This window comes from Antrihabitans cavernicola (genome assembly GCF_008297975.1).
Classification (GTDB): Bacteria; Actinomycetota; Actinomycetes; order Mycobacteriales; family Mycobacteriaceae; genus Antrihabitans; species Antrihabitans cavernicola.
Genome location: NZ_VLNY01000003.1, coordinates 298,708 through 323,336, shown reverse-complemented (window position 1 = coordinate 323,336; position 24,629 = coordinate 298,708). Strand labels below are relative to the sequence as shown.

Sequence of the window (24,629 nt, the reverse complement as noted above, 5' to 3'; positions counted from 1 at the left end):
CAACCGGTAGCTCGCAAATCGGTCCGGTCAGGGTTGTCTCAGGTTGGAATGGCACACTCATTCCCGGCCAGCCGGGTGTTTCTCGTCACGAGGGATACCCCAAGCAGCAAGACAGCGAGCACGGGAGGACTACAGCAGTGCCCACAAACGAACAGCGACGTGAGGCTGCGAAGCGCAAACTCGAGCGTCAACTCGAGCACCGCGCACAGCGAGCTCGCAAGAGGAAGCAACTCACGATTGCCGGTTCGGTTCTGGCATTGGTTCTGCTGGTTGCCGCAGGTGCGCTCGTCTACACCGTCACCAAGGGCGACGACGATTCCAACCAGGCCTCCGACGCGTCGACGACGTCCGCCGACGCGCCGCCGCAGGGAGCCCCATTGCCGAAGGGCCGCAAGACTCCGCTCGCGGACACGGTCAGCTGTGCCTACCCGCCGTCTCCCCAGCCCGCGGCCAAGCCGGTCAGCCCGCCGCGTACAGACGGCATCCAGACGACGGTCGACAAGGTCAGCGTCAGCATCGAGAGCACCCAGGGCAACATCGGTCTCACCCTGAACAACGCCGAATCGCCTTGCACCGTGAACAGTTTCGTCAGCCTGGCGAGCCAGGGCTACTTCGACAACACACCGTGCCATCGCCTCACCACCGGTGAAGGCCTCAAGGTTCTGCAGTGTGGCGATCCCGCGGGGACCGGTGCAGGTGGCCCCGGCTACCAGTTCGCGAACGAGTTCCCCACGGACCAGTTCGGCCCCAACGACGCAGGCGCCCAGACGCCTGCCATCTACCCGCGTGGCACCATCGCGATGGCCAATGCCGGTCCGGGAACCAACGGTAGCCAGTTCTTCCTGGTCTACGCGGATTCCACGCTGCCACCGCAGTACACCGTCTTCGGCACCGTCGACGAGACCGGACTGAAGACACTCGACAAGATCGCCGCAGGCGGTATCGACGGCGACACCGGCATGGGCGACGGCAAGCCGAAGCTCCCGGTGCAGCTGACCTCGGTAAGGATGGACTGATGATGCCACGCATAGCAGTTGCCGCGATCTGCGCGGGTCTCGGTGTGGCGGTACTGGGCTGTTCCGACGATTCGGGCAGCTCCGCCGCCTCGACCACATCGGCGTCGACGACGTCAGCGGATGCAGCGACGGACATGTCGTCGTTCGGCAAGCTCCCCACACCGCCTGCCCCGGCAGGCACCGTAGACTGCTCGTACCCGAGTGCAGGTAGCCCCGCCAAGCCCGTCCAGCCGCCCGAGACGAGCGGTGTCGCCACCACGGGCACCAAGACGCTGGCAATGGACACCAATCAGGGTCCGATCGGCTTGACCCTGAACCCGGCCGAGGCGCCGTGCACGGTCAACAGCTTCGTCAGCCTGTCGACGCAGGGCTACTACAACGACACGCCGTGCCACCGACTGAGCACGACCGGGCTGAAGATTCTGCAGTGCGGCGATCCGACCGGCACGGGAACCGGCGGGCCGGGATACGGCTACGACAACGAATACCCCAGCACCAGCTTCCAGCCCGGTGATCAGGCAGCTCAACAGCCGGTGATCTACCCGCGCGGCACCATAGCGATGGCCAACACCGGCCAGCCGGGCAGCAACGGCAGCCAGTTCTTCCTGGTCTACGACGATTCGCCGCTCCCGCCGCAGTACACGGTCTTCGGCACCATCTCCCCCGAAGGCATCGCGACGATCGAGAAGATCGCAGCCGCAGGCGATGACGGCTCCATGTCCGCCGGTGGCGGCAAGCCGAATACGCCGGTTCAGATCAAGACCGTCGCCTGACGTCGAGTTGATGGTTGTGCACATGGCTACTCAGGCGGAATCACGCGGTGGATGCAACAGTGGGTGGGTTCGAGAGTAGTTCGTTGAGTATTGCGACGGGTGTTTTAAAGCCGTGGCGTTTGCGTGGTCGGGTGTTGAGTTTGAGGGCGACGTGGTCGAGGTAGTCGGCGGGGAACACCGATAGGTCGGTGCCTTTCGGGAAGTACTGGCGTAGGAGCCCGTTGGTGTTTTCGTTGGTGCCGCGCTGCCAGGGTGAGTGTGGGTCGCAGAAGTAGATGTCGAGGCCGGTGGCGGTCGTGATCTGGGCGTGGTTCGCCATTTCCGAGCCTTGATCCCACGTCAACGTTTGTCGAAGGATGGCGGGTAGTTCACCCATTTTCAGGATGGTTTGCGCGGCAACGGCTTCGGCGGTGTGGTTGTCGGGCAGATGTAGCAACAACACCATCCCGGAGGTCCGTTCGACGATGGTCCCGATCGCTGATCCCTGGTTCTTCCCGATGATCAGATCGCCTTCCCAGTGACCCGGGATGGCCCGGTCCTCGATCTCAGGAGGGCGTTCGCTGATGAGGATCATGTCGTGTCGTTTGCCGCGGCGTTCGCCGCGCCGGGGTTTGCGCAGTGCACGACCGGTCCGCAGACACGTCGCCAACTCACGTCGCAGCCCGCCTCGTCCTTGCAGGTAGATCGCTTTATAGATCGTTTCGTGGGACACCTGCATCTCCGGGCGGTCGGGGTAGTCGAGGCGCAGCGTTGCAGTGATCTGCTCGGGACTGTGTTGCTCACTCAACCGGTCCTGCACGGCCTCTCGCAACTCATCGATGGCCGCGAGTTTGCCCTGCTTGGGTCGTCGTGCTCGTTGATCGGATCGTTGCTGCGCGACGAGTGCGCGGTAGTCGACGCGGGCGGTGTTACCGCTTTGTCGTGCCCCGAACATCTTTTTACGGCGGTAACCCGATTTGATTCCGTGCTGTTCGAAACACCGAATCACACCGTTGGCGTCGATTTCGCGTTTGATCGTCGAGGCCGGCCGGCCCAACCGGTCTCCGATCGAGTGCAGCGATTCGCCGATTCGGACTCCGACCTCGATCTCGACACGATCGGCGAGATTCAAGCGTGGTCGCGGCCCATCCGTTTCGGGATCGGTGAAGTGTGGTTTCACATCACGGATCCATCGCTCTCCGGTGGCTTCTGACACGCCCACACGATCAGCAGCATCTGCAGTTGTCCGACCGCCACGGATGTGATCCCAGAACTCTCGAACCGCCGCTCTGACAGGGGGCAAGGGCATTGCAACACTCCTCGATCAACCGATGGTGTTGCATCCACCCCTTGAGACCAAGTCGGCCGATGCCTGCACAACCATCAACTCACCGTCGCAATCGGGGTCCCGACAGTTAGCATTTTGGCGCGGACCCGCTCGATCACTACGTGCGGCCGCTCTCTGAGCGGTGCTGCGCTCACCCGTACTATCGCCCAGCCCATCGATTCCAACATTGCCGTGCGGTCGATATCCCATGCGCGCTGACGACCGTCCGTCCAATGTTGCTCACCGTTGTACTCGACGAGCACCCGCCATTCCCACCAGCCGAGATCTGCTCGGGCGATCAGATAGCCGTTCGCGTCTCGAATCTCGAGTTGGGTGCTCGGACGCGGCAGCCCATTCCGGATCAGCAGCAGCCGCGTCTGCGTTTCCGGCGGCGACTCGGCGCCGCCATCCATCACTTCGAGGACTCGTCGGAGCTGTGCGAGCCCCCGCACGCCACGATGCCGATCGACAACGGCTATGACCTCGACCGGCTTCACACCTGTGGCATTGCGCGTCGAGAACCTCCACCGCTCGCCCGAACGGAAGTCGTCTACCGAGATCGAATGCGGTACGCGCCGGAGTGGTCGACAACCCCGCGAGCACCGCGCCGCCGCCCCCGAACCGCAGCGCCGCCTCGGCACGAATAAGCGCATCGACTCGAATTCCTTTGCGGACGTATACATCTCGATAGATCCGCGAGCACTCCATGCGAAGCGCGTGCAGGGTCAGCCTGCCTTCCCGCAATGCTGCCGATCCAAGAAATGGCCGATCGAACTCCCCCATGAGCAGATGCTGCGCGGAGGGTACGACACGCCCGCCGAATTGATGGTTGCGTAGATGGCTACTCGGCCGATGCCACCATAAGCATCAACTCGACGAGGAACTTACGCCGCTGAGGTGATCCGATAGACGTCGTAAACACCTTCGACATTGCGGACGACGTTGAGAACATGGCCCAGATGCTTCGGGTCGCCCATCTCGAAGGTGAACTTGCTAATGGCCACTCGGTCGCCCGAAGTGGTGACCGATGCCGAGAGGATGTTGACCTTTTCGTCTGCCAGCACCTTCGTCACGTCCGACAGCAGGCGGTGACGGTCGAGTGCCTCGATTTGAATCGCGACAAGGAACACCGACGACGCCGACGGCGCCCACTCGATGTCGATGAACCGCTCTTCCTGCTCGCGCAGCGACTCCGCGTTGGTGCAGTCGGTCCTGTGCACGCTCACCGCGCCACCGCGGGTGACGAAGCCGAGGATCTCGTCACCTGGTACGGGCGTGCAACATTTTGCGAGCTTCGCAACGGTGCCGGGCGCGCCCGGAATCAGCACGCCCGCATCGCCAGCTGTCCGCGCGCGCGTCGGAACGTTGGACGGCGTCGACCGCTCTGCCAGCTCCTCCTCGACATCACCCACACCACCGAAGTGGGCGACCAAGCGCTGGACAACGTGTTGCGCGGAGACATGGTTCTCCCCCACCGCGGTGTAAAGCGCGGATACGTCGGTGTAGCGAAGCTCGTGGGCGATCGCACCCATCGACTCCGCATTCATCAAGCGCTGCAACGGAAGTCCGACCCGACGGACTTCCTTTGTTATGTTGTCCTTGCCCGCCTCCAGCGCTTCTTCGCGACGCTCTTTCGCGAACCACTGTCGAATCTTGGTCTTCGCGCGCGGTGAGACGACGAACGACTGCCAGTCGCGACTCGGCCCGGCGTTGATCGCCTTGGAGGTGAAGACCTCGACAACTTCGCCGTTTTCGAGCGTCCGTTCCAGGGCGACCAGACGTCCGTTGACCCGCGCGCCGATACAGCGATGCCCCACCTCGGTGTGCACCGCATACGCGAAGTCGACGGGGGTGGAACCGGCGGGCAGCGTGATGACGTCGCCCTTCGGGGTGAAGACGAAGATCTCCTTGACGGCCAGGTCGAACCGCAGCGATTCCAGGAACTCGCCCGGATCCGCTGCCTCCCGCTGCCAGTCGAGCAACTGACGCATCCACGCCATGTCGTCGACCTCGGTCAGATCGGCGTGCTTCGCCGCATCCTTGCCGCGCAGTTCCTTGTAGCGCCAGTGCGCGGCAATGCCGAACTCGGCGGTGCGGTGCATGTCGTGCGTGCGGATCTGCACCTCGAGCGGCTTGCCCTCGGGCCCGACGACGGTCGTGTGCAGCGACTGGTAGACGCCGAAACGCGGCTGCGCGATGTAGTCCTTGAAGCGCCCTGCCATCGGCTGCCACAACGAGTGCACGACGCCGACCGCCGCGTAACAGTCGCGAATTTCCTCGCAGAGAATCCGCACCCCGACCAGGTCGTGAATGTCGTCGAAGTCGCGCCCCTTGACGATCATCTTCTGATAGATCGACCAGTAGTGCTTGGGACGTCCCTCGACCACAGCATTGATCCGGGACGCATTCAGCGTCGACTGGATCTCGGCCCGAACCTTCGCCAAGTAGGTGTCGCGCGACGGCGCGCGATCCGCGACCAACCGTACGATCTCGTCGTACTTCTTGGCATGCAGGATCGCGAACGACAGGTCTTCGAGCTCCCACTTCACAGTCGCCATGCCGAGCCGATGCGCAAGCGGCGCAATGACTTCCAGCGTCTCTTTGGCTTTGCGGGCCTGCTTCTCCGGCGGCAGGAACCGCATGGTCCGCATGTTGTGCAGCCGGTCGGCGACCTTGATCACCAGGACGCGCGGGTCGCGGGCCATGGCGATGATCATCTTGCGAATGGTCTCGGCCTCGGCTGCGGTGCCCAGGTTCACCTTGTCGAGCTTGGTGACGCCGTCCACCAGGTGCGCGACCTCGTCGCCGAATTCTTCGGTGAGTTGCTCGAGGGAGTACCCGGTGTCTTCGACCGTGTCGTGGAGCAGCGCGGCAACGAGGGTGATGGTGTCCATGCCGAGCTCGGCAAGAATGTTCGCGACGGCAAGCGGGTGGGTGATGTACGGGTCGCCGGACTTGCGCATCTGGGTCGCATGACGTTCTTCGGCGACGTCGTAGGCGCGCTGCAGCAGCGTCAGGTCTGCCTTGGGATAGAGCTCCCGATGCACGGCGACCAACGGCTCGAGGACCGGCTTCACCGATGCGTGGCGTTGGGCGGTGATACGACGGGCCAACCGGGCGCGCACGCGACGCGACGCGGAAGACGGGACGGAGATGGGTGCGACCCCGGTGGCAGGCGCGCCGGTATCGTCGGGCGCTGCGTCGGCCGATTCGGTGGTCTCGGACCTATCGAGATGCTGCGTCACGTCGTCACCTCCTACCGCCGCACTGGCTTTCGATGGCACAGTGGAATCCCCGCACCTGGCGCCACTTTAGTCCTCAGATCTGCACCAAGGATGTCAGCGGGTACTTTCCGACGCGGTCCCTACCGCCCAGCTCGGCCAGCTCGAGCACCACCGCCAGCGCGATCACATCCGCGCCGGCGTCGGTGAGTAGATCGGCCGCCGCGACGAGGGTGCCGCCCGTTGCGAGAACATCGTCGACCACCAGAACGCGCTTACCCTGCAGATCGATACCGTCGCCCGGGATTTCCAGGCAGGCCGAGCCGTATTCAAGGTCGTAGCTGCGCGACAGTACCGGCGGCGGCAACTTGCCTGCCTTGCGAACAGCCAGCACACCCGATCCCAACCGTAGGGCGACACCCGAACCCAACAGGAATCCACGCGCGTCGATGCCGGCGACCAGATCGGCATCCGGTGCTGCCTGTGTGATGGCGTCGATGACCGCGGTGAAGCCGTCGGCGTCGGCGAACACCGGCGTCAGATCGGCGAAGCGGATTCCCGGAGCTGGAAAGTCGTCGCACCAGCGGGTGAGCCGTCGAACGGCGTCGCCCGCCACGTCGGCCCGGGTCACCGCTTCAGTACCCATTTGTCCATGTTCCAGCCGGCGCCCGACTTGCTCGGATTCGGAATGCCGGCTTCCATGCCGTCAGCGAAGGCTGTGGTCCGCGGCTCGTTGAACAGCGGAATCGTCGGCATTTCGGCCCACAGCAACGTCTCTGCCTCTCCCGACGCGCTCAACTGCGTCGCAGGCGACGCATCCACCGACAACTGATCGACGATCGCGTCGTAGCGCGGGTTGTTGTAGTTGCCGTAGTTGGTTCCGCTGCCTGCACGCAACGCGAATCGCGCGTCGGTGTTGTCGGTCGCGCCTGCAGAACCGGGCGCGGCGGCCGTGCCGCCGAGGACTGCCTCAACCTGGCCGGCACGCAAGGCGGCCGGATCGAACTGTGGCGATCCCGCGTCCTCGACGTTGATGCCTGCCGGCTTGCAGGCATCTGCGATCGCCTTGACCGTCTGCGCCCGACGATCGTCCGGAGCGAGGTAACCGATCTTCACCGTCGGTGTCTGAATACCGGCTGCAGCGAGCGCAGCGACGGCGCCCGGCACGTCGCCGCCCGGATACTTGGCGCCCTCACCCGACTCGGCCGGGTAGATCAGCGTGTCGGCCTGCACCAACCGCGAGTTCAGCGGACCCGATCCCAAACCGGAGGTCTTGATGTAATCGGGGTGCCCGAGCTTGTCGAAGAGTGCCTGCCGCGGAGTGCAGAGCGCCAATGCCTTGCGTGCGTCCGGCGACGCGAACACGCCGGTCGTTCCCAGCGTGAGCTGCTCGGAGTTGCGCGACGGCGCATTCGCATGGGTGAACCCGGAGAAGTCGAGTCCGTCGATCGAGTTGGCGCCGAGATCGGCCACCTCGACCGCACCCGACGCGACCTTGTCCTTGATGTTGGTGTTCTTGGGCCACAGCACGATTCGCGGAGTTGCGGGCTTGTTGCCCCACCACTTGTCGTTTGCGACGAGGATCAATCCGTCGTCGTTGCTGTACGACTCGATCCGGTACGGACCCGACGACGGCAACAGCGAAGGATCGATCTGACCCGGGGTCAGCTTCCAGCCGTTGTTCCAGAAATCTGCGATCCGGCCGACGGCGTCCTTGTCGTTCGCCGCAATGACGGAGACGATGTCGGAGACGTTCGCGACCTTCGCCGCGACGTGTGCGGGCATCAGATCCGTCGCGCCGAACAACGAGCGCCACTCCGCGAATCCGCGACCGGGACGAAATACGACCGTCGCATCCTTGGACCCCGCCTGGCACTGCACCCGCTCGATGTCCGCGTATCCGGCCGTATTCGCTGCATCGAACATCGGCACCGACTTGCCCGCGTCGTCGTTCTTGGTGAAGCGACCACTGCGGGCCGCCCATGCGAGCACGAGGTCTTCGCAGGATGTGGGGACGCCGTCCGAGTACACACCTGCGGGATTGAGTCGGTACTGGATGGTCAACGCATCGCCGGGCACCACGTTGGCAGTGCCGTAGTCCGTATCGGCGATGGCATTGCCTTCGGGACCCGTGTAGCTCATACCGGTGAGCACCCGCGGGAACGCCACAGGTGCGGCACTGGCGGCGCCTTGCGTCGTGTTCGCGTTGTACGTGGTGAGCGGGCTGTCCACCGCGTAGCCGATCGACGGCACCTGATCCGTACTCGAGCAGGAGGAGAGCAGTCCCGCGGCAAGAGCGCCGATGGCGACGGTCGCAGCAGCGACGCGGTATTCGGCCGAGCGGAATCCCACAAAGCGCTGTCCCATGTCAGTGCCTTCTCTTGTTGCGCTTTCCAGTCGGCCTTGCCCCGGGTTGGGGTGCCGAAGCAGTGCTACGCGAACGGGGAGTTCCTGACGCGACCGCATACGACGGCGCAGCAGCGGCGGCGACTACGCCTCCCGCAGCAGCGGTCTGCCGCTTACCGAGCACCTTCTTTGTATGAGCAGCCACTGGTCCCCACCGTTCCTTGATCGACACCAGCAACGGTGTCGCGAAGAAGATCGACGAGAACGCACCGACGATCTGGCCTACGAGTTGGACCAAGGCTAGATCCTTCAGGGTGCCGACACCGAGCAGCCACACCGCAATGACCATCAACCCGATCACCGGGAGGATGCCGATCAGGGTGGTGTTGATAGAACGCATCAATGTTTGGTTGACCGCGAGGTTGGCCTGCTCCGCGTAGGTTCGCTTGTTCAGATGCGTTACGCCACGGGTGTTTTCGTCGACCTTGTCGAACACGACGACCGAGTCGTAGAGCGAGAAGCCGAGAATCGTCAGAGCGCCGATCACCGTTGCAGGCGTGACCTCGAATCCGACGAGCGAGTAGATGCCTGCCGTGACGCTCATGTCGAAGAACAGCGCAGCCAGGGCGGCGATCGCCATGTCACGCTCGAAGCGAATCGCGATGTAGATCGTGACGAGGACCAGGAACACCGCGAGGGCTATCAGCGCCTTTCGCGTGATCTCGCCGCCCCACGTCTCGCTGACATCGGAAGTGCTGATCGCATTGCGGCTGGGGTTGCCGTTGGTGTCCTTGGGTTGGAACTTTGTGTAGAGCGAGTCCTGCAGCTTGTTGACCTGATCGGTGTCGAGCGCCTCGGACCTGATCTGGATGGTCTTGCTACTGCCCGCGCCAACCGTCTGCACGGACACGGCCTCTTGGCCCAGAGTCTGCGAGTACAGGTCTTCGACCTGCTGAACCGTCGCGTTGCCTGCGGGCAACTGGATCTGCGATCCGCCCTCGAACTCGATGCCGAAGGTGAAACCGCGGAACGCGATGCTCGCCAACGAAACCAGGACGATGACGGCGGTGAGGATGTAGTAGAACCGCCGACGCCCGATCACGTCGAAGCCGCCGGTGCCCGTGTAGAGCCGCGACAGCAGGCTGTGGTGCGGCTGCTTCGACTGATCGACGCCGGAATCGGTGATGGTGGTGCTCTGTTCGGTACTGGAGTCGCTCATGGTCACAGCTCCTTCGCGCCCGCAGCGGCAACGGCGCGGCGTTCCCTGGCGACCTGTTGCACGGCGCCGAGGCCGTTGATGTTCGGACGCGACCAGAACGGCGACTTCGATGCCAACGTCACCAACGGTGCGGTGACGAGGAAGACGACGACGACGTCGAGGATCGTGGTCAGGCCGAGGGTGAAGGCGAAGCCCTGCACCTGACCGGCCGCAAGGATGTAGAGCACGGCTGCGGCGATGAACGTGACCGCGTTACCCGAGAGGACGGTGTGTCTGGCTCGCGCCCAACCGCGAGGCACGGCGGACCGGAAACTGCGGCCCTCACGCATCTCGTCCTTGATTCGTTCGAAGAACACCACGAACGAGTCGGCGGTCATACCGATACCGATGATCAGACCGGCGATACCGGCTAGGTCGAGGGTGAAGTTGATGTATCGACCCAGCAACACGAGAATTCCGTAGACCATCACGCCCGAGAGCAGCAGTGACAGCGCGGTGAGGATGCCCAGCATCCGGTAGTACAGCAGGCAGTAGATCAGCACTCCGACCAGGCCGATCGCGCCGGCGAGCAGACCCGCCTTCAGCGACGCCAAGCCCAGCGTTGCGGAGACCGTTTCTGCCTCCGACGACGCGAACGAGAGCGGCAGCGATCCGTACTTCAGCGTGTTGGCCAGATCCTTGGCCGACGCGGCGGTGAAGTTGCCCGTGATCGAGGTGGAGCTGCCCGCCGGTGTTGCGCCCTGGATGACCGGGTCGCTGACCACCTTCGAGTCGAGCGCGAAGGCGGCTTGCTTGCCGATGTTGGCGGAGGTGAACTTCGCCCAGGTATCGCTGCCGGTGGACTTGAACTTCAGGCTCACCTCGTGACGTGCCTGCTGCGAGTTGAAGCCCGACGAGGCGTCGGCGATCTCCTGGCCGTCGATGATGCTGGGACCGAGCAGGTCGACGTGCGTGCCGTCTTGCGAGCACGCGACCAGCGGCAGCTTCGGATCGTCGCTGCCTTGCAGGGGGTCCGGCTTGCTGCAGTCCATCGCGGCCAGTGCGGCCTGCTGCGCGGCCGGATCCGTGCTCTGCCGCGTCGCCTTGGCTTCCTGGATTTCCTTCGCAGCCAGCTGACTGGCGCTCAAATCCGAATCAGGTTTCGGCGCGGGCGTCGGCGTCGGTGCCGGGTTGGTGGGCTGCTGCGCAGGGAAGGGTCGGCCCTGCGGCGCCGGTGCGGCGGGCTGTGCGGGTGCAGCGGGCTGTGCAGGTGCAGCGGGTTCTGCCGGCGCGGGTGCCTGCTGGTTGGCACCTGGTGCTGCTGGTGCCTGCGCGGCGCCGGGTGTACCACCCTGACGCGACGAGAGAACGGGGCGAATGTAGAGACGCGCAGTCTGGCCGAGGGCCCTGGCCTGCGAGCTGTTGTCACCGGGGACCGTGATGACGAGGTTGTCACCGTCGATGATCACTTCGGACCCGCCGACGCCGAGTCCGTCGACGCGGGTCTGGATGATCGATTGCGCCTGCTTGAGGCTGTCCTGACTCGGCTTGCTGCCGTCCGGGGTGCGCGCGGTCAGCGTGACGCGCGTACCGCCCTCGAGATCGATGCCTAGCTTCGGCGTTGCCGAATGGTCTCCTGTGAAGAAAATCAAGGCATACACAACAGCGACCAGCGCGGCGAAAATCGCCAGCGCACGCGTTGTATGCACCGATCCGTTGGAAGGTGCCACGGTCCGTAATTCTCCTCAGTACGTGCGGTTCGGTGGGCAGGCGACAGAAACCGGCCTGCGAGGTCTCAGGATGCTGAGATGCCTCGCGGCCGGCGACGACGAGTCGGTGCACTCACTCCTTGTTCAGGCGGCGCTCGGTGTCGGCAGCGGTTTCTTCCGGCGCGACATCCGTCTTCTCGACGACATGCTGATCAGCGACATCTGTTGCGGTCGCATCGTCTGCGGTGGTGTCGTCCGCATCCTCGAAATGATCGTCGGCAACGCGCTCACGAACGACGGCGCGCGACCAGGTGGTGATGACGTCCTCGGCGATCTCGAGGTCGACGGTGGTGTCGTCGATCTCGACGATGGTGCCGTAGAGCCCCGATGTGGTGAGGACGCGGTCGCCGACCTTCAGCGATTCCTGCAGCTCAGTGGTGCGTGCGAGTTCCTTCTTCTGGCGCCGGACGCCGAGAAACATCGGAACGAGCAGGGCAACGATCAAGAGCGGAAACAGCAGTTCCATCGCGGATGTCAGTCCTCAGGGTTAGGCACGGCATGGCATTACCCGGGTTGACAACAACCCAGGGCGAACCACCAGTCTGCCATTACTGGACAGTCGGTGTCTCCCACCGCCCGCCTTCCAGCAAAGTCGCGGCGTCCTCACAGGGTGTACCCAGGTAGCGCATCGAGACTCTCGAACGTGCAATCCGAGGCTCCCCCAGCAGCTAACCCAGTCGCCGCTCCCGCCGCCCACGGCGGATTTCAGCATGGAATTTCCGTGCTGGGCGGTTGGCTGCCGTTGACGGTGGAAATCGTGACCGTGGTGGTTCTGATCGCGGCCATCGGTTGGCGCACCGGTCGTTGGCGGCTGATCTGGGTTCCTATCAGCGCTGCGGTTGGCGTCGGTGGGGCATTTCTGGCCCGCCTCTACATGGATTCCGAAGGCTTGTCGTCGGATCCGGCGCCGTTCCAACTCTGGGTGTGGATCGCCGTCACGATCGGTGCGATCGCTGTGCTGGTCCTCGGCTGGCGGCGGACCCGCTGGTGGCGCCGCATTCTGTCGGCACTCGCGATACCGCTGAGCGTGTTGTGCGCGTTGCTCGCACTCAATCAATGGGTCGGCTACTTCCCCACCCTGCAGTCGGCATGGGGTGCCGTCACAGCAGGGCCGTTGCCCGATCAGGTCGATGCAAGCGACCTGGCGGGCCTCCGCGGCACCAATCCGAGCACCGGCAAGGTGGTTCCGGTCAGCATTCCCGACGACGCCAGCGGTTTCGCCCACCGCACCGAGTACGTGTACCTCCCGCCCGCATGGTTCGCGGGCCCCACCCCACCCACGCTTCCCGCCGTGATGATGATCGCCGGCGAGTTCAACACGCCCGCCGACTGGATGCGGAGCGGAAACATCATTCCCGTCGTCGACAACTACGCCAGCACGCACAACGGTCAGACGCCGATCCTGGTGTTCGTCGATTCCGGTGGCAGCTTCAACAACGACACCGAATGCGTCGACGGACCGCGCGGCAACTCGGCCGATCACCTCACCGAAGACGTGCGCCCGTACATCGTCTCGCACTTCTCCGCCTCGTCGAACCCCGCCCAGTGGGGAATCATCGGCTGGTCGATGGGCGGCACCTGCGCCGTCGATCTCACAGTGATGCACCCCGATCTGTTCAGCTCGTTCGTCGATATCGCAGGCGATGCCGGCCCGACAGCAGGCACCAAACAACAGACCATCGATCGCCTCTACGGCGGCAATGCCGCAACTTGGGCGAAATACGATCCGACGACGGTGATGACGAGTCACGGCCCATACACAGGGGTTTCGGGTCGATTCGAGGACACGGGCACACCCGCCAAGCGCTACGGCGCGGGGAAGAACGGCCAATTTCCCGGCAATTTCCATCGACCACAACAGTCCGCAGCGACCGCGAGCGGATTCGGCGGTCATGACGACACGCCGGACACTGACGAGAAGGGTGCAGCGGAAAACCTATGCAAGACAGCGACATCGGTATCGATTACGTGCAACGTCAACACGATGACGGGAGGCCACACATGGCAGTTCGCGGCAACCGCCTTCTCGGACGCCCTGCCTTGGATAGCGGGGAAGCTGTAACGGCGACGGGCTGGCAACGTCTCGGCCTCGGCGTGCTGCTCGTCGGCACGGCCGTCTTCTACCTGTGGAACATCACCATCAACGGGATGGGCAACCAGTTCTATGCCGCGGCCGCACAGGCCGGGTCCAAGAACTGGGAGGCCTTGCTGTTCGGCTCGCTCGACAGCTCCAACTTCATCACCGTCGACAAGCCGCCGGTCTCCCAGTGGGTGATGGGGCTGTCCGGCCAGATCTTCGGCTTCAGTAGCGCGTCGATGATGATCCCGCAGGCACTGATGGCAGTCGCATCGGTCGCACTCCTCTACGGCGCCGTCACCCGCATCAGCGGACGCAACGCGGGCTTGCTCGCGGGCGCTGCGCTGGCGTTGACTCCGGTGGCGGTACTGATGTTCCGGTTCAACAACCCGGACGCGGTAATGGTGCTGCTGATGATGGTCGGCGCCTATTGCACTGTGCGCGCACTCGAGCGCGCCAGTGCAACGTGGATCGCATTGGCAGGCGCGGCACTGGGATTCGCGTTCTTGGCGAAGATGCTCGAAGGGTTGATGGTGCTGCCTGCGCTGGGCATCGCGTATCTGATCGCTGCGCCGACACCGCTCGGCAAGCGGCTGCTGCACTCGGTCGGTGCGCTGGTCGCGTTGCTCGTCGCCTCCGGCTGGTATGTCGTTCTCACGCTGCTCTGGCCCGCACCCGCGCGGCCCTACCTCGCCGGATCCACGGACAACAACTTCATGAACCTGGTGTTGGGCTACAACGGCTTTGCTCGCGTATTGGGTCGCAACCACCCCGGTGGTGGCGGTCCCGGTGGCGGCGCACAGCACATGCCGACTCCCCCAGCTGCGGCAGCCGGACATGGCGCCAGCGCAGCGGGGCACGCAGCGACTACGGGCGGGCACGGTGGCGGGTTCGGTGGTGGCGGGTTCGGTGGCTTCGGCGGCCAAACCCGCGGCTTGTCACGGCTTTTCACCGGCGAATTCGGCTACGAGATCGGCTGGCTGATTCCGGCTGCGCTGCTGGGCTTCGTGTTGGTGCTGATCTCGCGGGGTCGTGCTCCGCGTACCGATCTGGTGCGTGCCGGTGCGATCGTGTTCGGTGGTTGGCTGCTGGTCGACGGACTGGTGCTGAGCTACATGAAGGGCACCATCCACCCGTACTACTGCCTCTCCCTGGCACCGGGCGTTGCAGGCATGGCCGCGATCGCCGCCCACGAAATGTGGAGTCGACGCGAATCGTGGTTCGGACGCGCAGGCATGTCTGCACTGGTCCTCACCGCAGGCGGCTGGGGCTTCTGGATCCTGCGTCGCAACAGCGGCTGGTTCCCGGAGCTTCGCTGGATCATCTTGGCTCTGACCGTCGTTGCCGCTGCGGCACTGCTGATTTCGTGGCAGCGTTCGCGGTCCATCGCCACGATCGTCACCTCGATCGCGATCATCGCGGCGCTCGGTGGCTCGACGGCATACGCGGTTGCCACTGTCGGCCAGCCACACCTGGGTGGCGGCCCCACGGTCGGTCCGCAGCAGAAGCGTGAGCTTCCTGCCGCATTCGCAGCGTTCGCGGGGATGTTCGGCCAAGGTCAGGACAACCCGCAGCTCGACGCGATGTTGCGCGCGACGGATACCAAGTGGTCGGCGGCAATGGATCGCTCATCGTCCGCTGCCGCACTCGAATTGCCCAGCAACACAGCGATTATGGCTATCGGCGGCTTCTCGGGCAGCGACCCGGCACCGACACTGCAGCAGTTCCAGACCTATGTCCACGATCACGATGTGACGTACTACATCGTGCAGAATCGTGGCGGGCGCGGCGGTCAGACAATGCCGGCGGCACCGACGGGTAAGGCAGGCGCCAAGGGTCGCGGCGGTCAAACTACGCAGCAGCCGCCGGTCATAGGGTCGCCGGCGTCGGTGGCCGGTTTCTTCGGGCGGGGCCACAGCGACATCGCCGACTGGGTCACGTCGAACTTCACACCAACAACAGTGGGATCGGCGACGGTGTACAACCTGACCCAGCCGAAGAGCTAGAACAAACCCTGTTGGGGTTCGTTGGCGCGAACCTCGATACCACCGATCGTCAGGTCGGGTGGTGGCGTAAGTCCCAACTGCTCCCACGCAGCGGCAGTCGCCACCCGACCTCGCGGTGTGCGGGCAATCATCCCGGCCCGCACCAGGAATGGCTCGCAAACCTCTTCGACTGTCGCAGGTTCTTCACCCACCGCGACGGCGAGGGTGGAGACACCGACGGGTCCGCCGCCGAAGCTCCGGACCAGGGCACCCAGCACGGCCCGGTCCAGACGATCGAGTCCCAACTGGTCGACGTCGTACACAGCAAGAGCGGCGCGGGCGATCTCGCGGGTGATCACGCCATCGGCCCGCACATCCGCGTAGTCACGGACCCGGCGCAGCAAGCGGTTCGCGATACGGGGAGTACCGCGTGATCGACCGGCGATCTCAGCGCCGGCGTCGTCGCCCAGCGGCACGCCGAGAATCCGAGCCGACCTGGCCAGAATCAGTTGCAGCTCAGCAGGCTCGTAGAAATCCATGTGCGCAGTGAAGCCGAAGCGGTCTCGCAACGGGCCCGTCAGTGCACCGGATCGCGTGGTGGCTCCGACCAACGTGAACGGTGCCACCTCGAGCGGAATCGACGTCGCGCCTGGGCCTTTGCCCACGATGACGTCGACACGAAAGTCCTCCATCGCCAAATACAGCATTTCTTCGGCGGGACGGGCGATGCGATGGATCTCGTCGATGAACAGCACGTCGCCCTCGACCAGGTTGCTCAGCATCGCTGCGAGGTCGCCGGCTCGCTCCAGCGCCGGGCCCGACGTGAGTCGCAGCGCCGAGCCGAGTTCAGCGGCGATGATCATGGCCATACTGGTCTTGCCGAGCCCGGGCGGACCCGAGAGCAGAATGTGATCCGGTGTGCCGCCGCGCATTTTGGCCCCGCTCAACACCAACTGCAGCTGTTCGCGCACCCGGGGTTGACCGATGAAATCGTCCAGCGACTTCGGCCTGAGGCTGGCGTCGATGTCGCCGTCGGACGCAATGAAACTGGCGTCCACCTGCGACTCGGATTCCTCCGTCATCGATTCTTACCCAGGGATGCGAGCGAAGCCCTCAGGGCGACAGAGGTATTCGCGTCGGGCTCTGCCGCAAGTACGGCATCGGTGGCCTGTTCTGCCTGCTTCGCGGGAAAGCCCAACCCCGTCAATGCTTCGACAACTTGGTCGCGCACCGAACCCGCAGACTGCTCAGGTGTCGCGCCGGGCACACCGCTCGAAGTGGGAACGGCGGCGACCTTGTCGCGAAGCTCGACCACCATGCGCTCGGCGCCGCGCTTGCCGATGCCCGGCACCCTGGTCAACGCAACGACGTTGCCGTCGGCCAACGCCCGACGCAGTGCCTCTGGCTCGAGAACCGCCAATGTCGCCATCGCCAGTCGTGGGCCGACGCCGGACACCGTCTGTAGCAAACCGAACAGGTCGCGTGATTCGGCATCGGTGAATCCGTACAACGTCATCGAGTCTTCGCGCACGATCATCGCGGTGACGAGTCGAGCATCGTCGCCGCGATGCAACGCGGAGAGCGTGGACGGGGTCGCGTTGAGTCGGTAACCGACCCCCGCGGCTTCGATCACCACGTGATCGAGCGCGATCTCCAGAACCTCGCCGCGTACAGAGGCAATCACCTGATATCAGCCTTTCTTGGCAACCGCGGCCTCCTTGCGGATCTGCTTCAACTTCGCGTCGTAGCGCTTCTTCTGCTCGGCCGCCGCGGCTTCCGCCTTGGCCATGCGCTCCATCATCGGCGCGCGCCAGCAATGACAGATTGCCAGCGCGAGGGCGTCGGCCGCGTCGGCAGGGGTCGGCTTGGTCTGCAATCCGAGGATGCGCGTCACCATGGCGGTCACCTGATTCTTGTCTGCGGTGCCGTTTCCGGTGACGGCGGACTTCACCTGGCTCGGAGTATGGAAGGCGACGGGGATGCCCCGACGCGCCGCACCAAGTGCAATCACTCCGCCGGCCTGTGCCGTTCCCATTGCAGTCCGCACGTTGTTCTGCGCGAAGACCCGTTCGACGGCGACGACGGTCGGCTTGTGGGTGTCCATCCAGTACTCGGCGGCATCGGCAATCAGCAGCAACCGTTCGGCCAGATCCATGTCCGCGGGAGTGCGGACGACGTCGACGTCGAGGGCGATCACTTTCCGCCCCGTCCCGCCCTCGATCACGCTGAGACCGCAGCGAGTCAGCCCAGGGTCGACGCCCATTACGCGCACAGCACTTCCCTCCACCGACTACGAACAGCTGTTCGATAGCCTAGCTGCAGGGTCAGACGGTTCCTTGTTGCGACACGGGTCCTGTTCGAACGAGTCGCCAGCCGAGCTTCGTTGCCGCCACCGCGGCGATGCAACCAAGCAGTGCACCGATCAGCGGAGTCAGCCACCAGAGTGTGTCCGTGTCTGTCAGATGAAGCGTGAACGACTGGAATCGGTTCCCAACGCCGTCGAGCGTCGTCCCGGGCGGCAGGGCAAGGATTGCGACGGATACACAAAGGCCGAGGAGCAGACCGAGCGCTGCAAGGAAGGTAACGAGCGAGATCACCGGTGCGTCATAGTCGCGGACCAAACGCCACGCCCGTGACTTCCACAGCCCTGCAACTGCAAACAGAATTGCGCCGAGAGCGACGAGGGACACGCTGGCAGTGAGCCAACCCGCGGCCCAGGGTGTGTGGATGTCCATCGAACCCGAGTACGGCTCGATGAACTGCTCGTACTGCATCTGCGAAGTCGCATAGTAGGTATTCCCGAACGTCGGCGGATCCACATACCGCCACACGAGGGACGCAAGGCCACCACTGACAGCACCAAGCCCAGCGAGAACCGCGATGAAGCGACGAGTCGGCATCGGCCCCGTCAGTCGTCCAACTCGGCGAGGACCTCGTCCGAGATGTCGACGTTCGAGTACACGTTCTGCACGTCGTCGGAGTCTTCGAGCGCGTCGATCAGCTTGAACACCTTGCGCGCGCCGTCGGCATCGACGGCCACGCTGACCGAAGCCTGGAAGCTGGCATCGGCAGAGTCGTAATCGATTCCGGCATCCTGCAGCGCGGTGCGCACGGCGACCAGATCGGTGGGCTCGCTGATGATCTCGAAGGACTCGCCGAGGTCGTTGACGTCTTCGGCGCCGGCCTCGAGCACGGCCGTCAGCACGTCGTCCTCGGACAGGTCGTTCTTCTCGAGCACCACGACGCCCTTGCGGGAGAACAGATAGGCCACCGATCCGGGATCGGCGAGGTTGCCACCGTTGCGGGTCATTGCTGTGCGTACCTCACCGGCTGCGCGGTTGCGGTTGTCGGTGAGACATTCGACCAGCAGCGCGACGCCGTTGGGCCCGTAGCCCTCGTACATGATGGTCTGCCAGTCGGCGCCGCCCGCTTCTTCACCTGCGCCACGCTTACGCGCGCGCTCGATGTTGTCGTTGGGCACCGACGTCTTCTTGGCCTTCTGAATGGCGTCGTAGAGCGTGGGGTTGCCTGCGGGGTCGCCGCCGCCGGTACGTGCTGCCACTTCGATGTTCTTGACCAGCTTCGCGAAGGACTTACCGCGCTTGGCGTCGATCACAGCCTTCTTGTGCTTGGTCGTAGCCCATTTGGAGTGGCCGCTCATACGTATTGTTCCTTCAGGTCGATTCCCCGGTGCACCGTCCGGCTTACAGCTTCACCAGCTTACGCGGCGTCCCCCGCCAGCCAATACGCGCACGTTGTCTACGTGTCGCGACAGTTGCAACGGTCGCGATGCGTACACAACTGTCGCGTCAAGAAGCCCACGCCTCGAAAAGCCAACTCATCACGAGCGCGCCGGGGTCTTCGACTCCGCGAGCAGCATCGCCGACGTAGCTGGCGCGGCCTCTCGTAGCAACCGACGACCTTGTTGCCGCGACTCCATCCGATGCTGCCGCTGCAGCCGCCGCGAAGGCGGCCGCGAGGTCGCCGGTGTGTTCGTCGAGCGCATCCGCGGCGGGCGACAGCGCGTCGACGACGGTCTTGTCCCCCACCTGGGCACCGCCGAGATCCTGAACCTGCCGCAATCCCGTGCGGACCGCCGCCGCCACATCCGGCACCGTCGCGCCCTCGGCGGGCAGCCCCTGGGCGAGGGCGCGAAAGAACGTTCCGAACACCGCGCCGGATGTGCCGCCCGAGCGGAGCAGGTACGACGTCGAGATCGCCGTCAGCACCGTCGGGTCGTCGCCGCGCAACGGCAGCGAGAAGTGCTTCAACGCGGCAGCCATGTTGGTGCCGAAATCACCGTCTCCCGCCTGCCGGTCGAGGGCGGTCAGGTTGTCGACTTGGTCGAGCACCTTGCCCACGAACGCAGTCAACCAACGATTCTCGCTGCCGGTCTCCGCGGTGTCGTCGGGCTCGGCGAACGACGTATCCGCCACGGCGTCGACCGGCCCGCCGGTCACTCGGGGCCAGGAGGGCGCAGCCGTCGGCGCATCCCAGAGGTCGAGCATCGCTTCGTCCGCCTTGACGACGGTGATCGACGCGCCTGCCATGTCGAGGGCCGTGACGAAAGTACCGACCAGGCTGCGCAGCACCGAGATTCCGCGCTGTGCGAGTTGCTCGACGACGTGCCCGAACAGCAGATGCAATTCCAGGTCGTGGGTGGCGCCGAGGCCGTTCACCACGACGAAGACCCGGTCACCGGATGCGACGGAAGCCGACGGCACAATCCGGTCGAGCACAAGTCGCACAATGCTTTCGGCCGGTTCCAGCTCGGTGCGCGTGACACCACGCTCACCGTGGATACCGATGCCGACTTCCATCTGACCAGGCTCGAGATCGAAACTCGGTGCGGTTGCTCCGGGCACCGTGCACGGACTGAGCGCAACCGACATGCTCCGGGCGACCGCAGCGGTCCGACGGCCCAACTCGGCAACCTCGCTCAGAGTGTCACCGCGGGCAGCCGCTGCGCCACAGAGCTTTTCGACGACAATCGTCGCTGCGGTGCCGCGTCGCCCCGGCCCCGATTCTGATTCGGTTGCGACGTCGTCGTCCACCAGAACCACGTCGCTGGTTACGCCTGCCTCCGCCGCGATCGCCCGACCGATCCGAAAATTCATCACGTCGCCCGTGTAGTTCTTGACGATGTGCAGTACGCCCGCGCCTGCATCGACTTCCGTTGTGGCTGCGGCGATTTGCAGAGCATTCGGCGATGTGAACACCAGGCCCGGACAGACAGCGGTCAGCATTCCGTCGCCGAGAAAACCCGCGTGCAACGGCTCGTGCCCCGAACCACCACCGGATACCACCGCGACCCGACCGGGCGGGAGCGGCGCTCGCCGCGCCAGAAACCCGGCGCGATCCCACCGGGCATCGGGGTGCGCGGCGACGAAGCCTCGGGTCGAATCGGCAAGAAAAGTGTCGGCGTTGTCGATGAAGTTCGCCATCACCTCACACTAGGCGCGATGCTCAGTCCCGGCGGACGGTGTCGACGAACAATTGGTGCACGCGCAGGTCGCCGGTCACCTCGGGATGGAACGACGTCGCGATCACCTTGCTCTGTCGCACCGCGACGATTCGCCCCGCCGCCGGACCGTGCGGGACTCGCGCCAACACCTCGACGTCGTCGCCGGCTTCCTCGACCCATGGCGCCCGGATGAACACAGCCCGCATCGGCCCGCCGGCAATTCCCGCGAACTCGAGATCGGTTTCGAACGAATCGACCTGGCGACCGAAAGCATTGCGCCGCACGGTCATATCGATCGCATCGAGGTGCTGGGCGTCGGGTCGCGTATCGAGCACCTTGGACGCCAGCATGATCATCCCCGCACAGGAGCCCAACCCGGGCAGTCCGTCACGGAACCGCTCGCGCAGCGGTTCCAGCAACTCGAAAACCGAGAGCAGTCGGCTGATGGTGGTGGATTCGCCACCCGGAATCACCAGGCCGTCGATCCGATCCAATTCGCTGACGCGTCGAACACCGACCGGATCCGCACCGCACTCGACGAGCGCCGAAAAGTGCTCTCGCACATCACCCTGCAGCGCAAGGACCCCGATGGTCGGTCGTTGACTCATGGCCCGAGCATACGAGAACGGTCAGTCGCCGTATCCGTGGAGGAAGGCGTGCACTCCGGCACGCACCATCGCCTCGGTCTCGGCGGCGGTGTGCTCCGCGCCGTGGAACGAGGGATTGCGGACGGTCACCAGCAACGACAGGTGCAGGGCCATGCGGAAAGGATCGTCGCCACTGAGCAGGCCACGCTCGATCAACTCGGCGATCCGGTCGGCCAGATACCGGCGCACGCGCATAGGCCCGGTCTCCTGCCACCCATCGATCGCGTCCTTGGGTAGGTGACCGGAATCGGCGTTGATCTGGCGAACCAGCGCGAAGTGGACTGCGGCATCGGGGTCGGGCGTCGCCCATGCGCGACCGAACTCCACCAGGTCGGCCTCCAGATCGACGACCTTACGGAGGTGCCGATCGATGATTGCCATCTGATGTTCCGCAGCTTGATTCGCACTTTCCAAGATCACTGCACGAAACAGTCCGGCCTTGTCCTCGAAATGGTTGTAGATAGTGCGTGTGGAGACACCGGACTCCCCCGCGATCGTGTCGATGCTCGCACGGGAATAGCCGTCGCGCGCGAACACCGCGAGCCCACCGTCCAACATCGACCGCCGCTTGTCGGTCCTGCTCATCGCGTTCCTCTCGGTTTGTTTACAACGATCGTTTTACTAACTGCAACGCTCGTTGTACTTTGGAACTAGAGTACCGGAGCGTCCGTCACACCGAAGGAGAAATCATGATCCGCATAGCTGTGATCACCGGCAGTACCCGCCCCGAACGACGCGCCACCATGGTCTCCGACTGGGTCGCGGCAACAGCCGCACAACACGCCGCGGTCCGCGACGGCACCGTCGAGTTGGAATCGGTCGACCTCGCCGCCTACGACTTGCCGCTCCTCGACGAGTCCGCACCGGCGAAAGTCGCTCCGAACAACGGTGGCTACGCCAATGCGCACACCCGCGTCTGGGCCGAGGCGATAGCTTCCTACGACGGATTCGTCTTCGTCACTCCCGAATACAACCACTCGTTCCCGGCAGCGTTGAAGAATGCGATCGACTATCTCTACGACGAATGGAACGACAAGGCAGCAGGATTCGTCAGTTACGGGATTCAAGGTGGCACCCGCGCTGTCGAACACTTGCGGCCGGTCTTGTCGGAAGTCGAGGTCGCCACGGTCCGCACACAGGTCGCCCTGACCATGTCCACGGATTTCCAACTGGCCGATCCGCTCGAATCAGGCACTCTCACACCGGGTTCGCATCAAGTCCCGACCCTGCACGCCATGCTCGACGAACTGATCGCATGGTCCACCGCGCTGGCCGCTCTGCGATCGGGGCGACTCGAGGCAGCGCTGCTGTGACAGCCATCCGCGAAGACACCACGATCCCACCTGTCGTCTGGCGCATGGCCTGGGTGATCGCGTTCGGGGCGTTCGCCGGCGGGCTGGACGCGTCGGTCACCAACATCGGCCTCGACAGCATCGGCGCCGACCTGCACGCGAACCTCGCTACGACTCAGTGGGTATCGAGCGGATATCTGCTTGCCCTGGCGGTGTCGTTACCTGCATGTGCGTGGCTCGGGCGTCGAATCGGGGTAGGTCGACTGTGGTTGTGTGCACTCGCGGGCTTCACCATCGCGTCGGCACTGTGCGCGCTCGCGCCGAACATCGAGTCGCTCGTCGCGCTGCGCGTGGTCCAAGGCCTGGCTGCAGGGCTGCTCGTTCCAGCAGGTCAGACGATTCTGGGCCAAGCCGTCGGCCCTGAACGGTTGGGCCGGTTGATGGCAACGCTGGGCATCGCCGTATCGCTGGCCCCCGCGTTGGGACCGGTCGCGGGCGGCGTGATTCTGCATTGGTCGTCGTGGCATTGGCTGTTCCTGGTCAACGTTCCGATCGGAATCGCGGAGCTGGCATTGGGCATGCGGCTGATTCCGCGCGGCGCCGCCCGACCCACGGAGCGGCTGGAATGGCGCGGGCTGATCCTGATCGGAGTCGGGCTTCCGCTGCTCGTGTTCGCACTGACGTCGTGGGGATCGGCGGGAACTCCCCTGGACGCCGAGGTGTGGATTTCGCTGACGCTGGGAGTGGCGGGGCTGGCCGCATTCACCGCACGCTCACTGCGCCAACACAATCCGCTGTTGGACATGCGGCTGTACAGCAACCGCGTCTACGTCGCCGCAAGCGCGACGGCCGGATTCTCCGGAGCCCTGATGTTCGGTAGTGCCCTGCTGTTTCCCCTCTACTTTCAGCTGCTGCACGGAAGCAGTGTGATCTCGACCGGCCTCCAATTGCTCTCCCTCGGCGGTGGAACCGCGCTGGCACTACCGCTGTGCGGGCGGCTGATCGACCGCTTCGGTGGCGGCACCATCGCGACGCTCGGCGGCATCGCCACCGTTGCCACGACCCTGCCGTTCGTCCTGCTCGATGCGAACTCCGATCCGATCCTCGTGCAGATTCTGTTGGTGCTGTTGGGTATTGCGATCGCGTGCGCAGCGGTGCCGCCTGGCATCGAAGCGTTCAAGACCGTGCAACCTGATCAACTGCCGGATGCGACGGCGCAGGTCAGCATCGTGCAGCGAATCGGAGGCGCGGTCGGTGGTGCGCTGTTTGCCGTCGTCTTGGCTCGCGGGCTCTCGACGGATGCCGAATCCGCTTTTCGATCGGCTTTCACGTGGCAACTGATTGCGGCCGCCGCCACGACGGTCAGCGCAGCCTGGCTCTGGTTCTCCTGCATTTCCAGCCCGTCAAAATCGACTGCCCGGCCGTCAGCGATACGTAAAGACCAGTCGTCGAGCGCATTTCCACGCGCATAGTCGCGACGTGACCATTGCTCTACTTCAGCGCGGCCCGAAAACCGGTCCCGCCGGTGCGGCGTC

At 64.6% G+C, this 24,629-nt stretch carries 21 protein-coding genes and 1 pseudogene; 6 read left to right on the top strand and 16 right to left on the bottom strand.

Translation table 11 applies throughout. From position 1 onward, the window contains the following. Positions 1-137: 137 nt before the first annotated feature. Together FOY51_RS08760 and FOY51_RS08755 are read left to right on the top strand one after the other, a co-directional pair. Positions 138-1,016 (top strand): peptidylprolyl isomerase, encoded by an 879-nt coding sequence (locus FOY51_RS08760; protein ID WP_149429825.1) that lies wholly within the window; start codon positions 138-140, stop codon positions 1,014-1,016. 2 nt (positions 1,017-1,018) lie between these two features. Next, on the top strand, positions 1,019-1,789 hold the full coding sequence (locus FOY51_RS08755) for a peptidylprolyl isomerase (protein WP_149429824.1): 771 nt from the start codon (positions 1,019-1,021) through the stop codon (positions 1,787-1,789). A 40-nt stretch (positions 1,790-1,829) separates the two neighbouring features. Here FOY51_RS08755 and FOY51_RS08750 read toward each other — a convergent pair whose 3' ends face one another. The 8 genes and pseudogenes from FOY51_RS08750 to yajC form a co-directional block, all read right to left on the bottom strand. Continuing rightward, a complete protein-coding gene (locus FOY51_RS08750) occupies positions 1,830-3,077 on the bottom strand; it encodes an IS30 family transposase (RefSeq protein WP_149429823.1) in 1,248 nt (415 codons plus the stop codon). A 74-nt stretch (positions 3,078-3,151) separates the two neighbouring features. Beyond that, positions 3,152-3,878, bottom strand: a pseudogene (locus FOY51_RS08745) (endonuclease domain-containing protein). A gap of 101 nt (positions 3,879-3,979) precedes the next feature. Beyond that, a complete protein-coding gene (locus FOY51_RS08740) occupies positions 3,980-6,340 on the bottom strand; it encodes a RelA/SpoT family protein (RefSeq protein ID WP_149429822.1) in 2,361 nt (786 codons plus the stop codon). A 73-nt stretch (positions 6,341-6,413) separates the two neighbouring features. Continuing rightward, positions 6,414-6,962, bottom strand: a complete 549-nt coding sequence (locus tag FOY51_RS08735) for an adenine phosphoribosyltransferase (protein WP_149429821.1) — start codon at positions 6,960-6,962, stop codon at positions 6,414-6,416. Beyond that, on the bottom strand, positions 6,944-8,683 hold the full coding sequence (locus tag FOY51_RS08730; RefSeq protein ID WP_149429820.1) for an ABC transporter substrate-binding protein: 1,740 nt from the start codon (positions 8,681-8,683) through the stop codon (positions 6,944-6,946). Before FOY51_RS08730 ends, FOY51_RS08735 begins: the two co-directional genes overlap by 19 nt. A gap of 1 nt (position 8,684) precedes the next feature. Further along, positions 8,685-9,881, bottom strand: coding sequence for a protein translocase subunit SecF (gene secF / locus FOY51_RS08725; protein WP_149429819.1), 1,197 nt, complete (start codon positions 9,879-9,881; stop codon positions 8,685-8,687). Between the two features lie 2 nt (positions 9,882-9,883). After that, positions 9,884-11,590: a protein translocase subunit SecD gene (secD, locus tag FOY51_RS08720; RefSeq protein WP_149429818.1), complete on the bottom strand. Its 1,707-nt coding sequence runs from the start codon at positions 11,588-11,590 to the stop codon at positions 9,884-9,886. Between the two features lie 112 nt (positions 11,591-11,702). After that, entirely contained in the window at positions 11,703-12,095 is a 393-nt protein-coding gene (gene yajC, locus FOY51_RS08715; protein WP_149429817.1) for a preprotein translocase subunit YajC, read from the bottom strand. Positions 12,096-12,272: 177 nt separating this feature from the next. On the opposite strand from yajC, the gene FOY51_RS08710 reads away from it, so the two are divergent. Continuing rightward, entirely contained in the window at positions 12,273-13,691 is a 1,419-nt protein-coding gene (locus tag FOY51_RS08710; RefSeq protein WP_235916201.1) for an alpha/beta hydrolase, read from the top strand. Continuing rightward, entirely contained in the window at positions 13,631-15,712 is a 2,082-nt protein-coding gene (locus tag FOY51_RS08705; RefSeq protein WP_149429816.1) for an ArnT family glycosyltransferase, read from the top strand. Before FOY51_RS08710 ends, FOY51_RS08705 begins: the two co-directional genes overlap by 61 nt. On the opposite strand, the gene ruvB is transcribed toward FOY51_RS08705, so the two are convergent. The 8 genes from ruvB to FOY51_RS08665 all read right to left on the bottom strand — a co-directional run bounded on the left by ruvB (position 15,709) and on the right by FOY51_RS08665 (position 22,387). Continuing rightward, positions 15,709-16,773: a Holliday junction branch migration DNA helicase RuvB gene (gene ruvB, locus FOY51_RS08700; RefSeq protein WP_149429815.1), complete on the bottom strand. Its 1,065-nt coding sequence runs from the start codon at positions 16,771-16,773 to the stop codon at positions 15,709-15,711. The two genes, FOY51_RS08705 and ruvB, sit on opposite strands and share 4 nt — an antisense overlap. After that, the gene (ruvA, locus tag FOY51_RS08695; protein ID WP_149429814.1) at positions 16,770-17,375 is read right to left on the bottom strand and encodes a Holliday junction branch migration protein RuvA; all 606 of its coding nucleotides are present in this window, start codon (positions 17,373-17,375) and stop codon (positions 16,770-16,772) included. The genes ruvB and ruvA overlap by 4 nt, the downstream gene beginning before the upstream one ends. Positions 17,376-17,381: 6 nt before the next feature. Continuing rightward, a complete protein-coding gene (ruvC, locus tag FOY51_RS08690) occupies positions 17,382-17,963 on the bottom strand; it encodes a crossover junction endodeoxyribonuclease RuvC (protein ID WP_149429813.1) in 582 nt (193 codons plus the stop codon). A 52-nt stretch (positions 17,964-18,015) separates the two neighbouring features. Continuing rightward, the gene (locus FOY51_RS08685) at positions 18,016-18,591 is read right to left on the bottom strand and encodes a hypothetical protein (protein ID WP_149429812.1); all 576 of its coding nucleotides are present in this window, start codon (positions 18,589-18,591) and stop codon (positions 18,016-18,018) included. Between the two features lie 8 nt (positions 18,592-18,599). After that, positions 18,600-19,352, bottom strand: a complete 753-nt coding sequence (locus tag FOY51_RS08680; RefSeq protein ID WP_149429811.1) for a YebC/PmpR family DNA-binding transcriptional regulator — start codon at positions 19,350-19,352, stop codon at positions 18,600-18,602. 148 nt (positions 19,353-19,500) lie between these two features. Continuing rightward, positions 19,501-21,135, bottom strand: coding sequence for a dihydroxyacetone kinase family protein (locus tag FOY51_RS08675; RefSeq protein ID WP_149429810.1), 1,635 nt, complete (start codon positions 21,133-21,135; stop codon positions 19,501-19,503). Between the two features lie 22 nt (positions 21,136-21,157). Further along, the gene (gene pdxT, locus FOY51_RS08670) at positions 21,158-21,763 is read right to left on the bottom strand and encodes a pyridoxal 5'-phosphate synthase glutaminase subunit PdxT (protein ID WP_149429809.1); all 606 of its coding nucleotides are present in this window, start codon (positions 21,761-21,763) and stop codon (positions 21,158-21,160) included. A 21-nt stretch (positions 21,764-21,784) separates the two neighbouring features. Then, positions 21,785-22,387: a TetR/AcrR family transcriptional regulator gene (locus tag FOY51_RS08665; RefSeq protein WP_149429808.1), complete on the bottom strand. Its 603-nt coding sequence runs from the start codon at positions 22,385-22,387 to the stop codon at positions 21,785-21,787. Positions 22,388-22,491: 104 nt separating this feature from the next. Here FOY51_RS08665 and FOY51_RS08660 point away from each other — a divergent pair, with 104 nt between their 5' ends. Beyond that, positions 22,492-23,115 (top strand): NADPH-dependent FMN reductase, encoded by a 624-nt coding sequence (locus FOY51_RS08660; protein WP_149429807.1) that lies wholly within the window; start codon positions 22,492-22,494, stop codon positions 23,113-23,115. After that, positions 23,112-24,566, top strand: a complete 1,455-nt coding sequence (locus FOY51_RS08655; RefSeq protein WP_214633082.1) for a DHA2 family efflux MFS transporter permease subunit — start codon at positions 23,112-23,114, stop codon at positions 24,564-24,566. Before FOY51_RS08660 ends, FOY51_RS08655 begins: the two co-directional genes overlap by 4 nt. Positions 24,567-24,629 lie beyond the last annotated feature (63 nt).

Coding starts and splice junctions, on each gene's coding strand:
- pdxT (WP_149429809.1), bottom strand. CDS start 21,763: ATGAGTCAACGACCGACCATCGGGGTCCTTGCGCTGCAGGGTGATGTG.
- FOY51_RS08750 (WP_149429823.1), bottom strand. CDS start 3,077: ATGCCCTTGCCCCCTGTCAGAGCGGCGGTTCGAGAGTTCTGGGATCAC.
- ruvB (WP_149429815.1), bottom strand. CDS start 16,773: ATGACGGAGGAATCCGAGTCGCAGGTGGACGCCAGTTTCATTGCGTCC.
- FOY51_RS08665 (WP_149429808.1), bottom strand. CDS start 22,387: ATGAGCAGGACCGACAAGCGGCGGTCGATGTTGGACGGTGGGCTCGCG.
- yajC (WP_149429817.1), bottom strand. CDS start 12,095: ATGGAACTGCTGTTTCCGCTCTTGATCGTTGCCCTGCTCGTTCCGATG.
- FOY51_RS08705 (WP_149429816.1), top strand. CDS start 13,631: ATGGCAGTTCGCGGCAACCGCCTTCTCGGACGCCCTGCCTTGGATAGC.
- FOY51_RS08685 (WP_149429812.1), bottom strand. CDS start 18,591: ATGCCGACTCGTCGCTTCATCGCGGTTCTCGCTGGGCTTGGTGCTGTC.
- FOY51_RS08680 (WP_149429811.1), bottom strand. CDS start 19,352: ATGAGCGGCCACTCCAAATGGGCTACGACCAAGCACAAGAAGGCTGTG.
- FOY51_RS08675 (WP_149429810.1), bottom strand. CDS start 21,135: ATGGCGAACTTCATCGACAACGCCGACACTTTTCTTGCCGATTCGACC.
- FOY51_RS08730 (WP_149429820.1), bottom strand. CDS start 8,683: ATGGGACAGCGCTTTGTGGGATTCCGCTCGGCCGAATACCGCGTCGCT.
- secF (WP_149429819.1), bottom strand. CDS start 9,881: ATGAGCGACTCCAGTACCGAACAGAGCACCACCATCACCGATTCCGGC.
- FOY51_RS08755 (WP_149429824.1), top strand. CDS start 1,019: ATGCCACGCATAGCAGTTGCCGCGATCTGCGCGGGTCTCGGTGTGGCG.
- FOY51_RS08735 (WP_149429821.1), bottom strand. CDS start 6,962: ATGGGTACTGAAGCGGTGACCCGGGCCGACGTGGCGGGCGACGCCGTT.
- FOY51_RS08660 (WP_149429807.1), top strand. CDS start 22,492: ATGATCCGCATAGCTGTGATCACCGGCAGTACCCGCCCCGAACGACGC.